Source organism: Streptomyces sp. NBC_01314 (assembly GCF_041435215.1).
In the GTDB taxonomy this organism is placed as follows: Bacteria; Actinomycetota; Actinomycetes; order Streptomycetales; family Streptomycetaceae; genus Streptomyces.
Map to the genome: position 1 here is coordinate 9,865,559 of NZ_CP108394.1, position 12,891 is coordinate 9,878,449.

Genomic DNA, 12,891 nt, shown 5'->3' on the forward strand with positions numbered 1-12,891 from the left:
CCGCTCAGCCCGAACCCACGGGACCCGTCTGCCGCGGAGGACGCGGAGACGGGTCCTCGTGGATGCGGCGGCGCAGGTGCGGGGAGCATGCGCCGGTGCGACAGGGCCCACTGCCGGACCGGTCGGGCGTGTTCCGGTCGGGCGGGCCCGGCCGGGTCTCGGCCGCGCCGCGCGGCGCCGTCCGGTAGAGCGCGGCGAACGCGAGCAGGGCGCTCGTGGCCGCGAAGAGGGCGAGGGTCCAGCCGACGGCCATGAGCTAACCGGGCAACGTGCCCCGAATGCCGGTCAATCGGAGGAGGCGGCCGAGGACGAGCACGATCGCGGCGGAGCAGGTGGCCACGGACGGCGTGAGCACCGCCGCCAGCGGCAGCGACTCGGCGTCGGCGGCGCGACGCCACGTCCGCCCGTCGGCATCCTCGGCCGCGACGGCAGCCGGTACGTCGCCGCCGCGCCCGACCCGACCGCGTGCGTGTCCTCGCCGGTCCGCCCGGCCCCGGCGGCGGACGCGAGTGCGGTGCGATACGCGCGGTACTCGTCCCGCGCCGCCGCGCCGCCGCGCCGCCGCGCCGCCGCGCCGCCGCGCCGCCGCGCCGTCGTCACGACCGCGTCTGCGTCCGCCGAGGTCCGGACCCGCAGCCGCCGTGCGGCCGTACCGCTGGGGTCGGCGCGCTGGACGTCCCGGACATCCGGGACGTCCAGCGCGGCACGGCCTCGAAGTCGGCCCGGTCCTTGGGGTGGAGGCCGGTCGGGTGACACGGCCCCGTCACCCCGAGCTTCCTCAGATGTTGACGCCGAAGTCGGAGGCGATCCCGGCCAGCCCGGAGGCGTAACCCTGCCCGACGGCGCGGAACTTCCACTCGGCGCCGTTGCGGTACAGCTCGCCGAAGACCATCGCCGTCTCCGTGGCCGCGTCCTCGGACAGGTCGTAGCGGGCGATCTCGGCGCCGCCCGCCTGGTTCACGACGCGGATGAAGGCGCCCCGCACCTGGCCGAAGCTCTGGCCCCGGTTCTCGGCGTCGTGGATCGAGACCGGGAAGACGATCCGGTCGACCTCGGCGGGCACCGTCGCCAGGTTCACCTTGACCGACTCGTCGTCGCCCTCGCCCTCACCGGTGAGGTTGTCACCGGTGTGCTCGACCGACCCGTCCGGGCTGGTGAGGTTGTTGTAGAAGATGAAATGCGCGTCGGAGAGCACCTTCCCGGAGGTATCGAGCAGGAGCGCCGACGCGTCGAGGTCGTAGTCGGTGCCGGTGGTCGTGCGCACGTCCCAGCCCAGACCGACCAGGACGGCCGTCAGGCCCGGTGCCGCCTTGCTGAGCGAGACGTTGCCGCCCTTGGACAGGGAAACTCCCACAGTGGACTCCTTCTTGATGTCTCTTGCTGTCGTGGCGCTCTGCCGCGACTCGAAATCTACAACACTGTAGAAGACGAGTGGGAGTATTTCGGCAATCCCCCTTCTACAATTCTGTAGAGACCACGGTGCGGATCGATCGGCGGGCGGAAGGGAGACAGGGCATGACGGACCAGCAGCGTCCCCGGCGCCGGGGGCAGGGCGAGCTGGAGGCCCTCGTCCTGTCCGCCCTGCGCGAGGCGCGCGCCCCCGAGAGCGCGGGGTGGGTGCAGGAACGCCTCGGCGGAGACCTCGCCTACACGACGGTGATCACGATCCTGACCCGGCTGCTGGCCAAGAACGCGGTGACCCGGGAGCGCGCCGGCCGCTCTTTCGTGTGGACCCCGGCCTCCGACCAGGCGGGCCTGGCCGCGCACCGGATGCGCAGGGTCCTCGACGGCGAGAGTGACCGCGAGGCCGTGCTGGCCAGCTTCGTCACCTCCCTGCAGCCGGACGACGAGCGCCTGCTGCGCGAGTTGCTCGGGCGGGCGAGGGCCGAAGGGGACGCCTGAGGTCTCATGGGGGTGTTCGTCTTTCTGCCGCTGGTCCTGCCGCTCACGGCGTGGCCGATCGCGCGGCTGGCCGAGCAGCGGCTGCATCCACGCCCCGCCACCCGGCTGCTGACCGGCGTGGCCGCGGTGATGGCGTTGTGCAGCACGGTGTGCCTGGGCCTGCTGATGGTGGTCGGCACGGCCCAACTGCCCGGCAACCCGCTGCCCGACGGCTGGTCCGATCCCGAGGTGCGCGCGGCGGTCCCGTACGACGAGGTCGCCGGGCGCCTGGCCATTCCGGCCCTCCTTGCCGTACTGCTGGCCTGCGGCCGGACGCTGTGGCGGCACGGCCGGATGCGCCGCCGCGCCCACCGGGCCCTGGCCGGGCTGCCGGACACCCAGGTGGCCGTCCTGCCCGACGAGGTGCCGTACGCGTACGCGCTGCCCGGTGGCCGACGCGACCGGGTGGTGGTCACCACGACCCTGCTGTCGTGCCTCGAACCGGCCGAGCGGCGCGCGCTGTTCGCCCACGAGCGAGCCCATCTCGCGGCCGGACACCACCGGTTGCTGCTTGTCGTCCGACTGGCCGCGCGCGCCAACCCGTTCCTGCGGCCCCTGCGTACGGCTGTGTCGTACACGGCGGAGCGGTGGGCGGACGAGGACGCGGCGCACACGGTCGGCAGCCGCCGCGTCGTGGCGCGCGCGATCGGCAGGGCCGCGCTCGTGTCCGCCGGTACGCCGGTGGCGACGCTCGCCGGCTTCGCGGGGCCGGGGCCGGTGCCGCGCCGGGTGGCGGCCCTGCTCGGCCCGGCGCCCGCGGTGCGCGGCTGGCCGCCGGTGTTCACCTCGGTGGGACTGGCCGCGTGGGGAGCGGCCGTCGGGGCGGCGATCTCGGCGATGTCATCGGCGAACTCGGCCGTGACGATGGCCCTGATTCTGTACGCTGCGACGCCTCTGTGACCTTCGTGACCGTGGAGCGTGGTGAGACTTGTGAGGCACCGATCCGTATATCTACATGCATGTAGAGTCCTGCGCGTTCGGTGATCACCAGTGCCGGACGTCCAGGGGGTAGTCGACCGGCCGGGTGCGGCCGAGGCGGGGGAAGGCCGGTGAGTGGTACGGGAAGGCGGCGCGCGGGTGCCGGAGGCGGGGGGACGCGCCTGACGCGGCGGGGCCGGACGGTGAGCTGGCTCGCGGCCACTTCCGCCGTGCTCGTCCTCGGTGCGGGCGGTGTCGGTGCCTGGGTCTACAACGACCTCGACAACAACATCACGGGCGCCGACGTCGACGGCAAACTCGGCGGGGACCGCCCGGTCAACCTCAGCCCGGGTTCGAAGAACATCATGGTCGTCGGCTCGGACAGCCGTGACGGGGCGAACGCGAAGTACGGCAAGGACCTGACCACCATGCAGTCGGACACGCTGATGGTGCTGCACATCCCCGAGAACCGGGAATGGGCCACCGTGGTGTCGTTCCCGCGTGACTCGTGGGTCGAGATATCGGCGTGCGAGAAGGGTGACGGCGGTACGTCCGGCCCGCATCTGGCGAAGATCAACGAGGCGTTCGCGATCGGTGGTTCGAGCGGTGAGGTCGCCGGAGCCGCCGCCTGTTCGATCAAGACGGTCGAGGCCAACACCGGTCTGCGCATAGACAACTTCATGTCCGTCGACTTCCAGGGCTTCAAGGGCATGGTCGACGCCCTGGAGGGCATCGAGGTCTGCCCCGAGCAGGCCATCTACGACGAGAACGCCCTCCTCGACATGAAGGCGGGCTGCCAGACCGTCAAGGGGGAGACGGCGCTCGGCTACGTACGGACCCGCTACGCCGTCGGTGACGGCTCCGACATCGGACGCATCGGCCGCCAGCAGGAGTTCATGGAGGCCCTGGCCGCCAAGGCCAAGTCCAAGCTGACCAGCCCCACGTCGCTCTACGCCTTCCTGCAGTCCGCCACCAAGTCCCTGACCACGGACGAGGATCTCGACGGTATCGACCCGATCTACGACCTCGCCTCCGAGCTCAAGGGCATCCCGAGCGACCGGCTGACCTTCCTGACCGTTCCCAACTACCCTCGTGAGGCCGACGTCCCGACCGACAAGGCCAACGTCGTCTGGCAGTACCCGCAGGCCGCCGACCTGTTCACCTCCCTCGCCAACGACAGGGAGGTCGACAAGAAGCGGCTGCAGGCACAGGCGAAGAACGATCTGATCTACGCGTCCGGCGTACGCGTCCAGGTCCTCAACGGCACCGGGGTCACCGGCCGCGCCGCCGCCGTCGCCGAGAAGCTGCGCGAGGCCGGCTTCACCGTCGTGAGCACGGGCAACGCGCCCGAGAACACCGACGCCACCACGGTCGCCTATCCGGCCGACCTCACCAAGGAGGCGAAGGTCCTCGCCTCACGGTTGCCCGACACCAGGGCCACGCGGTCCGCGGACGCCGCCGCCGGGGTGGTGACCCTGGTCGTGGGCTCGGATCTCGACCTGGAGGAGTTGCGGTAACGGGTCCCTGGGCCCGTCAGCCCCCGGCGCGACGGCGGTGCCGATGCCAGGGCCGGAGCGGTGGCCGTCGTCGCCGTGGTGCTCGCGGGGAGATCCGGACGCGGACTCGCCGCGGTCCGGTGGTGGCCGGGCCGCGGCGAGGGTGTGGTCGCTGAGGGGTCAGGAGCCGGTGAGGCTGATGGCCAGGTCCGTGATGTTCAGCGGGAACTGCTTGATGAAGGCCGCCTCACCGGTGAAGGCGTTGACGGAGTACAGCGAGGGAAGGGTGGCGCCGTACGGGGTGAGGGAGGCGAAGGCGGTGTTGTCGACCGTCTTCCCGCCGGAGAGGGTGCTGTAGATGTCCATGCCGGCCTTGAGCTGGGCGTCGAGGCCGAGGCTGCCGGTCGGGGCGAGCGTGCCGTTGTTGGCCGGGGACTGGATGACGACCTGGTCGCTGTTGGTGTTGATGTCGAACAGCGTGGTCGCCGTGGCCCCGTTGAGGTCGTTGTTCGTGTACGCGGCGGCGGTGACGCCCTTGGTCGTGCCCTCGGTCGGCGGGGTGGTGAGGTTCACGTCCTGGATGGTCGTGTGGTCGTTGAGGTTGTGGCGCAGGTTCTGGCCGTTGTCGCTGATCACGCGGAGACGGTCGGCGGCCGGATTGAAGTCGACGCCGAACTGCGTGCCGGTCAGCGCGTACTGGAGCTGGGACACCTTGGTGACCACGACGTCCGTGGTGGCCGGCGGGGTCTTGATCGTGTAGATGCCGCCCTTGTTGCCGACTCCGTACAGCAGGCCGTCCTGCACCCGGAAGTCGATCCCGACCAGGGCCGTGTCGCTGCTGAGCCCGGTGACGGCCCGTACCCAGTTGAGTACGTCCGGCCGGTCCGTCGTGAACGTGGCCATCAGCGTGCCGTCGCCGCTGATCCCGAACGCGCGCAGGCTGGGGCCGGCGGCGGGGGCGGCCGAAGCGATGCCCGGCATGCCGAGCATCAGTGCCGTCGACGTGACCACGACCGCGATCGCCGCCGTGATTCTCTTTCTCGTGCCTGCTTTCATCGGGGTTTCCCTCCCGTTTGGGCGAGCGCCATCGTGGGGCGCCTGACTGAGGAATTCCGTACCCGCGCCCGTACTGATTGCCGAAGCCGTTCCGGAATCGTCCCGGAATGATTGACCCGGCCTTCCCCCACGGGCGTCCAGGCGGTTCTCATTAAGGCCGCTTTACGACTCCTCCACAAGCGGAAGCCGGGAGGAGAACGCCCCGATCCGGGAATTTTGCGCACTGTGACAAAAACCCTGTCGGCATACTTGCCGCCGATTTATGCGGAGTGATGAACGCCGTCCGGATCTCGCCTGTCGGCCGGTTCGTCCGGAATGACATGCTCGCCTCCATGGGGAGCCTCTTCGCCGAACTGGCCCGTCAGGCGTCGACCAACGCCCGCCGGGAGGTAGAGACGTACACGCGTGAGATCCCGGAGTTCGGATTCCTGGACAAGGACCCCCGAGCCCGGGTCGAGACGCTGGAACACTCGATGTGGTTACGGCATCGAACGGTCGAACTGTCGCCGCACAACAGCGAGTTGAGCGATGACGATCTCGGCTACATCGCGTCCATGGGTGAGCTGCGGGCGGGCGCGGGGATGACTCTCGACGCACGCCAGCAGGTGCTGCGCGTGCACACCGCGCTCATGCTGCGCGAGATCAACGAGGCGACCGACGCCCAGCGGGGCGGCGGCGTCGACGAACTCATGCGGATGATGACCTGGTTCGCCCCGCAGGGCGAGCGCGGCATCAGCGCCTACCGCCAGGGATTCGTACGCGTACTGCGCCGCAGAATGCCGTACACCGAGCAGGTCGCCCTGCTGGCCCGGTCATTGCTGAACGGCGATCCGATATCGGCGGAACTCGCCGCGGCCGTCGACATGAAACTGCCGGATCACTGTGCCGTGACGGTGTTCCGGCTGCCGGACCCGCCCACCGTGGACCGTTTCCTGGAAAACGAGATCGAGACCCTGGTAAAGGCTCACCAGGTGCCGGTCATGTGGGGACCGGAGGGCGGCGACGGGAGCGGTGAGCTGATCGCTCTGGTGCCCCTGACGCCCCGCGCCGAGGCAGCGGAGAACTTACCCCCGCACGCCGATCCCGACCTCTTGCCCGATCTCGCCCCCGGCCACCTGCCGGATCTCGTTCGGGACTTCGCCCTCGCCCTCGGCCGCCCCTGCGCCGTCGGCACCGCCACCGCGCCGCTGTCCGGGTCGGCGGACGCCCTGGACAGGGCTCGGCGGATCAGCAGGGCGGCCCCGCTGCGGCCCGCCTCCGCCCGGCCGCGACCGCACGCCTTGGCGGACGTCTTCGTCGAACTCGCCGTCGCGGACGTGCCGTTCGTCGACGCATGGCTGCGCTCGCTGGCCCGTCGGCTGGACTCCGGCCCGGACCTGCTGATCACCCTCGACGCGTACTACCGCCACGACATGCACCGCGGCGCCACGGCGACCGCCCTCAACGTCCACACCCGCACCCTGGACTACCGGCTGCGCCGGGTACGGGAACTCACCGGCATCGACCCGGGCTCGACCCGGGGCGTGCGGACGCTCAGCGCGGTCGTCACCCGGCGCCTGTCGGGTGCCTGGCGCTGACCGCGTCCGGTGTGCCGGACCAGGTGGCCGCCGCCCCCGTACGGCCGCCGATGCGGCAGGCTGGGGCCGTGAGCAACTCCAGTGACTCCCTCTTCATCAAGATCTGCGGTCTGAAGACCGAGCAGGACGTCGACACGGCCGTCGAGGCGGGCGCCGACGCCATCGGCTTCGTCTTCTCGGCCAGCCCGCGCCGGATCGACGCCGCCACCGCCGCCCGGCTGAGCCGCCGCGTGCCGGAGCACGTCCTGACGGTCGGCGTCTTCCGCCAGGAGCCCCTCGACGACGTGCGGTCCCTGGCGACCGAGTCGGGGATCGGGGCGATCCAGCTGCACGGCCCCGAGGACCGCGCCTACTACGACGACCTGGCGACCGGCGACTGGACCCTGATCCGCGCCGCGGCGTTCGGCGACGCGGTGCCGCGCTGCGGGGAGTTCGGCGAGGACATGCTCCTCGTCGACGCGCCCGTCCCCGGCTCGGGGATCGCCTGGGACTGGGCGAGCAGGCCGCTGACGGCCGCCGGCGAGAAGTGGCTCCTCGCGGGCGGCCTCACCCCGGAGAACGTGCGTGACGCCGTCGCCGCCACCGACCCCTGGGGCGTCGACGTCTCCAGCGGCGTCGAACAGCGCCGAGGCGTCAAGGACCCCGGTCTGATCAGGGAGTTCATCAAGGCGGCCCGCGCCGGGAGGTGACGGGCGGCCGCGCCACCGTCTGTTTCACGGCTGTGAGTCACGGGCTGGAGCTGTGAGTGGTGATGCCCGGCGTTCCCCCGCAAGTGACCCTGGGGTAAGGTCCCCACCGTTCCGACTACCGACTGAAGGTGGTCCGGTACGGGGAGTGTCGGAGGGGCGGCATGGTGAGGGAAACCCAGTCGGGTGAGGGTGTGTCCGTGGAGCGGGGCGGCGCGGGGTTGGAGGCGATGTCTCCCGAACCGCTGCTGACCCGGGACTACGAGACGCGCCCCTCGCTGGTGTACGAGCGGCTGCGGCAGCGGCACGGCGCGGTGGCGCCGGTCGACCTGCTGGGCGTGCCGGCCTGGCTGGTGCTCGGCTACCGCGAGGCGCTCCAGGTGCTCCAGGACGACGCCGGATGGCCCAAGGGCCTGGAGAACTGGCGGGCCCGGACCGAGGGCAGGGTCCCGGCCGACTGGCCGCTCGGACCCTCCCTGGAGGTCAACCACGTACTGATCCAGGGCGGCCCCGGCTACCGGTCGCTGCGGATGGCGTGGGACCAGGCGCTCAAGCCGTTCCAGGACCCGCGCAATCCCCAGGCGAAGCGGTTGAAGGCGGCCGTGACCGCCTACGCCGACGAGCTGATCACCCTGCTGGGGCAGGCGGGCGGTACGGGGCTCGCGGACCTGTCCGCGCAGTTCTCCCGGCCCCTGCCGCTGATGGTGGCCAGCCATCTGCTCGGCTTCCCCGGTTCCCAGGGCGACGACGCCCTGATGGACATGTGGCGGGTACTGGACGCGGGCCCCGACGCGGGGCCCGCCCTGGACCGGCTGCTGGGCGCGCTGACGGAACTGGCGGAGCTGAAGCGGAAGACGCCGGGCGAGGACTTCCCCTCCTACCTGCTGGCCGCCCACCCGGACCTCTCGCTCGACGAGCTGGCCCGTGAACTGTTCATGCTGCTGGGCATGACGTCCGACCATGTCGGCATCCTCATCTCCAACACGGTCGTCGAGGTTCTCTCGGGCGAGGACAGCGTGCGGGCGAGTCTCTCCGCCGGCATGGTCCGGGAGGCCATGAACCGGGTCGTGATGCGCAAGCCGCCGCTGGTGAACTTCGTGCCGAGGTTCGCGGCCGAGGACACCCCGCTCGGCAACTACACGATCCGCGCGGGCGACCCGGTCTGGGTCTCCTCCGCCGCGGCGCACGCCGACCCGCTCTTCGCCGACCATGTGGCACCCAGCACCACGGTCAGCACCCGGGCGCACCTGTCCTGGGGCGCGGGCCCGCGCCAGTGCCCGGCACGAGAACTCGCCTCGACGGTCGCCGCAGTCGGAGTGGGCCGGCTGTTCGAGCGGTTCGCGAACCTGGACCTCGCGCTCCCCGTCGACCAACTGCCCTGGCGTTCCTCACCGTTCATGCGGGGCCTGCGCTCGCTGCCCGTACGGTACGAACTCGTGCCGACGCCCGAACGGCCACCTACGGGCGACCCGGCGGCGGAGCCGACGGGGCACGCGGGGGGCACGGCGGAGACGGTGACGCCGGACGTGTCCGCCCGGCAGCGCTCCTCACTGTGGCGCTATCTCACGGGACTGATCCGCCCCGGCCGCTGACGGGCCATCACTGACGGACGGACGATCACCCGCGGCCGGACGATCACCGGCGGCCGGACGATCACGGCGGTCGGAAGGCCGCCGTCCGGGCTTCGCGCGGTCACGGGCTCCTCGGGCCCGTGACCGCGCCGACCTCAGCCGTCCTTCCCGGTGAGCAGCCGCCGTGGATTGGCGAGTCGGAAGGCGTACGCCGCCGCCCCGCCCAGGCCGAAGCCGGGCTGTTGCGGGAGTTCGGCGTAGGGACGGTCGGAGCCCTGGACGACGGCGTCCACGCCGAGGGCGCGGACCACGGCCTCGACGGCGGTCGGGCCGTAGGAGGACGTCTCGACGAAGACGTCCGGGTCCACCCCGGCGTCGCTCGCGCCGCCGCGGGCGGCGAAGCGCTCCCCGTGCAGCGGGGCGAGCCCGGCCAGCAGGGCGAAGCACACCCGCAGGCGGGAGTGGCGGGGGCGCCCGAAGGCGCGGAAGGCGAACCAGGCGGAGTGCATCTGCTGGACGTAGGGGACCATCGCGGGCCACCAGCCGGGCCCCTCGGCGCCGCCGGGCGCGGGCCCCGGGTGTACGAACAGCGGGAGGCCGCGCTCTTCGAGGAGGTCGAGGAGCGGGGCACAGCGCGCGTAACCGGCCGCGTCGGCAAGGGCGTTCGCCGGGAGCTGGAGGCCGACGAAGCCCCGGTCGAGATCCTTGGCCGTCGCCTTCGCGTCGACGTCCCGTACGCAGGCGGCGGCCCAGGCGCCGAACGGTTCGGGGAGCGCGGCCGAACCCTCGTGATAGGCATCGAGCAGGGGGCGCGCCTCGGCCGCCGGCAGCCACTCCACGCCGATCGGGGAGGAGAGCGAGACGAGGGCCAGGCCGAGGCCGTCGGTGTCGGCGAGTTCCGTACGGCGGGCGATGTCGTGGTCGGCGGGCGGGATCCCGTAGGGCGGCTCACCGTCGAGGAACAGGGTCCACCCGTCCAGGAACGGTGGTTCGCGGCGTGACCGCAGGGCCGCCACCAGCGAGGGGGTCCACAGATGCTGGTGCACGTCGCAGTTGGTCATGCCGCTCCTCCCACCAAGGCCGGCGCTTCCCCGGTCAGGGCGCGCAGGGTGCTCCGGACGTTGTCGGACTCCAGGATGTCGCGGCGCACCGTCTCCACGTCCACCCCGTACTGCCGGTCGTCGTCCAGGCGGGGAAGAACTTCCCTGATCGCACGCCGCAGGAACGCCGGTCCCCGCCCCAGTACGGCCGGTGCCGCCAGATCCACCGCCCGCGCGGCGACCTTGAGTGCGACGGCGAAGGTGAGCATGTCGTCGTCGATGACCTTCGGCCGTTCGCCATGGCTTCCCTTGGCCTCTGCGGTGACCTGACCCTCCAGGGGTCTTCTCCCGGATGTAGTTGCGCTCGATCCGCCCGGCCACGGCGAACACGGCGAAGAACACGGCGCCCATGCCGTTGCCCGGTGGAGGGCTTCGAGCTGGCACGCCGGCGCCTGGCGGGCGGTCGAGGTGTTGATTGACGACAACTCCCAGCCCTGCCCGACAGCCTGGCGGTGGCCGCGGAAGTGGTCGTCACGCAGACCCTTGTCGAAGGTCTCGGCATGGTGGCCCATGTCCGTCTCGTCCTGAGCTTTGTCCCTGAGGCCAGGGTTACCGCCGTCCTCTGAGCGGCAACAGCCGTCACTCCGCTCTCGGCGTCGGAGTCGAGGGGCGAGCTCACAGGAGTTCGGCGATCAGGCCGCGGATGCGCCGCTCGATCTCGTCCCGGATCGGGCGGACGGCTTCGACGCCCTGTCCGGCGGGGTCGTCGAGCTTCCAGTCGAGGTAGCGCTTGCCGGGGAAGACGGGGCAGGCGTCCCCGCAGCCCATGGTGATACACACGTCCGACGCCTTGACCGCTTCAACGGTGAGGATCTTGGGCGTCTGGGCGGACATGTCGATGCCGACCTCGCGCATCGCCTCGACCGCGGCCGGGTTGACGGAGCCCGCGGGTGCGGAGCCTGCGGAACGGACCTCGACGCGGTCCCCGGCCAGATGGGTCAGCCAGGCGGCGGCCATCTGCGAGCGGCCGGCGTTGTGGACGCAGACGAACAGAACGGAGGGCTTCTCGGACACGAAGGGTCTCTTCTCCAGGCAGGCAGGCAGGCAGGCGGGGAGGCGGGGAAGGCAGGCAGAGAGGCGGATATCAGTCGGCAATGACATCATCACCTGATGGTGTCAGCCATTACTGATGTGAAAGTATCAGTCCATGATGACGTCAGTCGACACTGAACTGATCCGGGTCCTGGCGGACCCCCTCAGGCTTCGGATCGTGACCCTGCTCTCCCGCGAGACGCTGTGCGCCACGCACCTCGTGGAGGAGACCGGTGCCAAGCAGACCAACCTCTCCAACCACCTGAAGGTGCTCAGAGAGGCCGGGGTCGTGGACACCGAGCCGTGCGGCCGCTTCGTCTACTACAAACTGCGCCCGGACGTCATCGCCCAGCTCGCCGGCCAGTTCGCCGACCTTGCCGAATCCGCGCGCACCGCCGCCGAGAACAAGAGGGCCTGTCCGTGACCCCCACCCAAGCTCCCGCCGCCGCCGAGGACTCCTCGGTCGTCGCGAAGCTCTCCACCCTGGACCGTTTCCTCGCGGTCTGGATCCTTCTCGCCATGGGCCTCGGCCTCGGACTCGGCCGGCTGATCCCCGGCCTGAACGGCGCGCTCGCCAAGGTGGAGGTCGGCGGCATTTCCCTGCCGATCGCGGTCGGCCTGCTGATCATGATGTACCCGGTCCTGGCGAAGGTCCGCTACGACAAGCTCGACACGGTCACCGGCGACCGCAGGCTGATGATCTCCTCGCTGGTCGTCAACTGGATCCTCGGCCCCGCGCTCATGTTCATGCTGGCCTGGATCTTCCTGGCGGACCTGCCCGAGTACCGCACCGGCCTGATCATCGTCGGCCTTGCCCGCTGCATCGCCATGGTCATCATCTGGAACGACCTCGCCTGCGGCGACCGCGAGGCCGCCGCCGTCCTCGTCGCCCTGAACTCGGCATTCCAGGTCGTCGCCTTCGGCGTGCTCGGCTGGTTCTACCTCGACCTGTTGCCCGGATGGCTCGGTCTCGGCGACGGCGAACACCTCGACATCTCCATGTGGAAGATCGCCCTGAACGTCGTCATCTTCCTCGGTGTCCCGCTGCTGGCCGGGTTCCTCACCCGCCGGATCGGGGAGAAAAGGCTGGGCCGCGAGACCTACGAGGCGAAGTTCCTGCCGAGGATCGGCCCGTGGGCCCTCTATGGCCTGCTGTTCACGATCGTCATCCTCTTCGCCCTGCAGGGCAGGACCATCACCTCCCAGCCACTGGACGTCGCCCGGATCGCACTGCCGCTGCTGGTCTACTTCGCGGTGATGTGGTTCGGCACCTTCGCCCTCGGCAAGGCGATCGGCCTGAACTACGACCGCACCGCCACCCTCGCCTTCACGGCGGCCGGCAACAACTTCGAGCTCGCCATCGCTGTCGCCATCGCCACCTTCGGCGTCACCTCCGGCCAGGCCCTCTCCGGCGTCGTCGGCCCCCTCATCGAGGTCCCCGTCCTGGTCGCCCTGGTCTACGTGTCGCTGGCCTGGCGCCGGAAATTCACGCAGGAGCGGCTCGCCTAGGGGCT

The 12,891-nt window shown here is 71.0% G+C and carries 14 protein-coding genes; 8 read left to right on the top strand and 6 right to left on the bottom strand.

Going from position 1 to position 12,891, the window contains the following annotated elements; genetic code table 11:
• Positions 1-4: 4 nt before the first annotated feature.
• A complete protein-coding gene (locus OG622_RS43380; protein WP_371582385.1) occupies positions 5-253 on the bottom strand; it encodes a hypothetical protein in 249 nt (82 codons plus the stop codon).
• Positions 254-778: 525 nt separating this feature from the next.
• Positions 779-1,354 (bottom strand): TerD family protein, encoded by a 576-nt coding sequence (locus OG622_RS43385; protein ID WP_371582386.1) that lies wholly within the window; start codon positions 1,352-1,354, stop codon positions 779-781.
• 161 nt (positions 1,355-1,515) lie between these two features.
• Here OG622_RS43385 and OG622_RS43390 point away from each other — a divergent pair, with 161 nt between their 5' ends.
• From OG622_RS43390 to OG622_RS43400, 3 genes are all read left to right on the top strand, one after another.
• Positions 1,516-1,902 (top strand): BlaI/MecI/CopY family transcriptional regulator, encoded by a 387-nt coding sequence (locus OG622_RS43390; RefSeq protein WP_371582387.1) that lies wholly within the window; start codon positions 1,516-1,518, stop codon positions 1,900-1,902.
• 6 nt (positions 1,903-1,908) lie between these two features.
• Entirely contained in the window at positions 1,909-2,841 is a 933-nt protein-coding gene (locus tag OG622_RS43395) for a M56 family metallopeptidase (protein WP_371582389.1), read from the top strand.
• Between the two features lie 221 nt (positions 2,842-3,062).
• Positions 3,063-4,376: an LCP family protein gene (locus OG622_RS43400; RefSeq protein WP_371582391.1), complete on the top strand. Its 1,314-nt coding sequence runs from the start codon at positions 3,063-3,065 to the stop codon at positions 4,374-4,376.
• A gap of 159 nt (positions 4,377-4,535) precedes the next feature.
• Here the strand turns inward: OG622_RS43400 and OG622_RS43405 are convergent, their stop codons facing one another.
• Positions 4,536-5,411 carry a DUF4394 domain-containing protein gene (locus OG622_RS43405; protein ID WP_371582393.1) on the bottom strand — a complete coding sequence of 292 codons (876 nt, stop codon included), beginning with the start codon at positions 5,409-5,411 and terminating at the stop codon, positions 4,536-4,538.
• Between the two features lie 332 nt (positions 5,412-5,743).
• Here OG622_RS43405 and OG622_RS43410 point away from each other — a divergent pair, with 332 nt between their 5' ends.
• From OG622_RS43410 to OG622_RS43420, 3 genes are all read left to right on the top strand, one after another.
• On the top strand, positions 5,744-6,988 hold the full coding sequence (locus tag OG622_RS43410; protein ID WP_371582395.1) for a PucR family transcriptional regulator: 1,245 nt from the start codon (positions 5,744-5,746) through the stop codon (positions 6,986-6,988).
• A gap of 50 nt (positions 6,989-7,038) precedes the next feature.
• Entirely contained in the window at positions 7,039-7,677 is a 639-nt protein-coding gene (locus OG622_RS43415) for a phosphoribosylanthranilate isomerase (protein ID WP_371584404.1), read from the top strand.
• Positions 7,678-7,838: 161 nt separating this feature from the next.
• Entirely contained in the window at positions 7,839-9,266 is a 1,428-nt protein-coding gene (locus OG622_RS43420) for a cytochrome P450 (RefSeq protein WP_371582397.1), read from the top strand.
• A 134-nt stretch (positions 9,267-9,400) separates the two neighbouring features.
• On the opposite strand, the gene OG622_RS43425 is transcribed toward OG622_RS43420, so the two are convergent.
• The 3 genes from OG622_RS43425 to OG622_RS43435 all read right to left on the bottom strand — a co-directional run bounded on the left by OG622_RS43425 (position 9,401) and on the right by OG622_RS43435 (position 11,359).
• Positions 9,401-10,306 carry an amidohydrolase family protein gene (locus OG622_RS43425; protein WP_371582399.1) on the bottom strand — a complete coding sequence of 302 codons (906 nt, stop codon included), beginning with the start codon at positions 10,304-10,306 and terminating at the stop codon, positions 9,401-9,403.
• On the bottom strand, positions 10,303-10,857 hold the full coding sequence (locus OG622_RS43430; RefSeq protein ID WP_371582401.1) for a hypothetical protein: 555 nt from the start codon (positions 10,855-10,857) through the stop codon (positions 10,303-10,305). Before OG622_RS43430 ends, OG622_RS43425 begins: the two co-directional genes overlap by 4 nt.
• A gap of 103 nt (positions 10,858-10,960) precedes the next feature.
• Positions 10,961-11,359: an arsenate reductase ArsC gene (locus tag OG622_RS43435; protein ID WP_371582402.1), complete on the bottom strand. Its 399-nt coding sequence runs from the start codon at positions 11,357-11,359 to the stop codon at positions 10,961-10,963.
• Between the two features lie 133 nt (positions 11,360-11,492).
• Here OG622_RS43435 and OG622_RS43440 point away from each other — a divergent pair, with 133 nt between their 5' ends.
• Together OG622_RS43440 and arsB are read left to right on the top strand one after the other, a co-directional pair.
• The gene (locus tag OG622_RS43440) at positions 11,493-11,801 is read left to right on the top strand and encodes an ArsR/SmtB family transcription factor (RefSeq protein ID WP_371582403.1); all 309 of its coding nucleotides are present in this window, start codon (positions 11,493-11,495) and stop codon (positions 11,799-11,801) included.
• Complete coding sequence (gene arsB, locus OG622_RS43445) at positions 11,798-12,886, top strand: ACR3 family arsenite efflux transporter (protein ID WP_371582404.1); 1,089 nt, start codon at positions 11,798-11,800, stop codon at positions 12,884-12,886. The genes OG622_RS43440 and arsB overlap by 4 nt, the downstream gene beginning before the upstream one ends.
• The last annotated feature ends 5 nt before the right edge of the window (positions 12,887-12,891 follow it).

Bases quoted from the DNA above. Each gene is read 5' to 3' on its own strand.
- OG622_RS43430 (WP_371582401.1), bottom strand. From the start codon at position 10,857: ATGGGCCACCATGCCGAGACCTTCGACAAGGGTCTGCGTGACGACCAC.
- OG622_RS43420 (WP_371582397.1), top strand. From the start codon at position 7,839: ATGGTGAGGGAAACCCAGTCGGGTGAGGGTGTGTCCGTGGAGCGGGGC.
- OG622_RS43425 (WP_371582399.1), bottom strand. From the start codon at position 10,306: ATGACCAACTGCGACGTGCACCAGCATCTGTGGACCCCCTCGCTGGTG.
- OG622_RS43440 (WP_371582403.1), top strand. From the start codon at position 11,493: ATGATGACGTCAGTCGACACTGAACTGATCCGGGTCCTGGCGGACCCC.
- OG622_RS43390 (WP_371582387.1), top strand. From the start codon at position 1,516: ATGACGGACCAGCAGCGTCCCCGGCGCCGGGGGCAGGGCGAGCTGGAG.
- OG622_RS43405 (WP_371582393.1), bottom strand. From the start codon at position 5,411: ATGAAAGCAGGCACGAGAAAGAGAATCACGGCGGCGATCGCGGTCGTG.
- OG622_RS43415 (WP_371584404.1), top strand. From the start codon at position 7,039: ATGCGGCAGGCTGGGGCCGTGAGCAACTCCAGTGACTCCCTCTTCATC.
- OG622_RS43410 (WP_371582395.1), top strand. From the start codon at position 5,744: ATGGGGAGCCTCTTCGCCGAACTGGCCCGTCAGGCGTCGACCAACGCC.
- OG622_RS43380 (WP_371582385.1), bottom strand. From the start codon at position 253: ATGGCCGTCGGCTGGACCCTCGCCCTCTTCGCGGCCACGAGCGCCCTG.
- OG622_RS43395 (WP_371582389.1), top strand. From the start codon at position 1,909: ATGGGGGTGTTCGTCTTTCTGCCGCTGGTCCTGCCGCTCACGGCGTGG.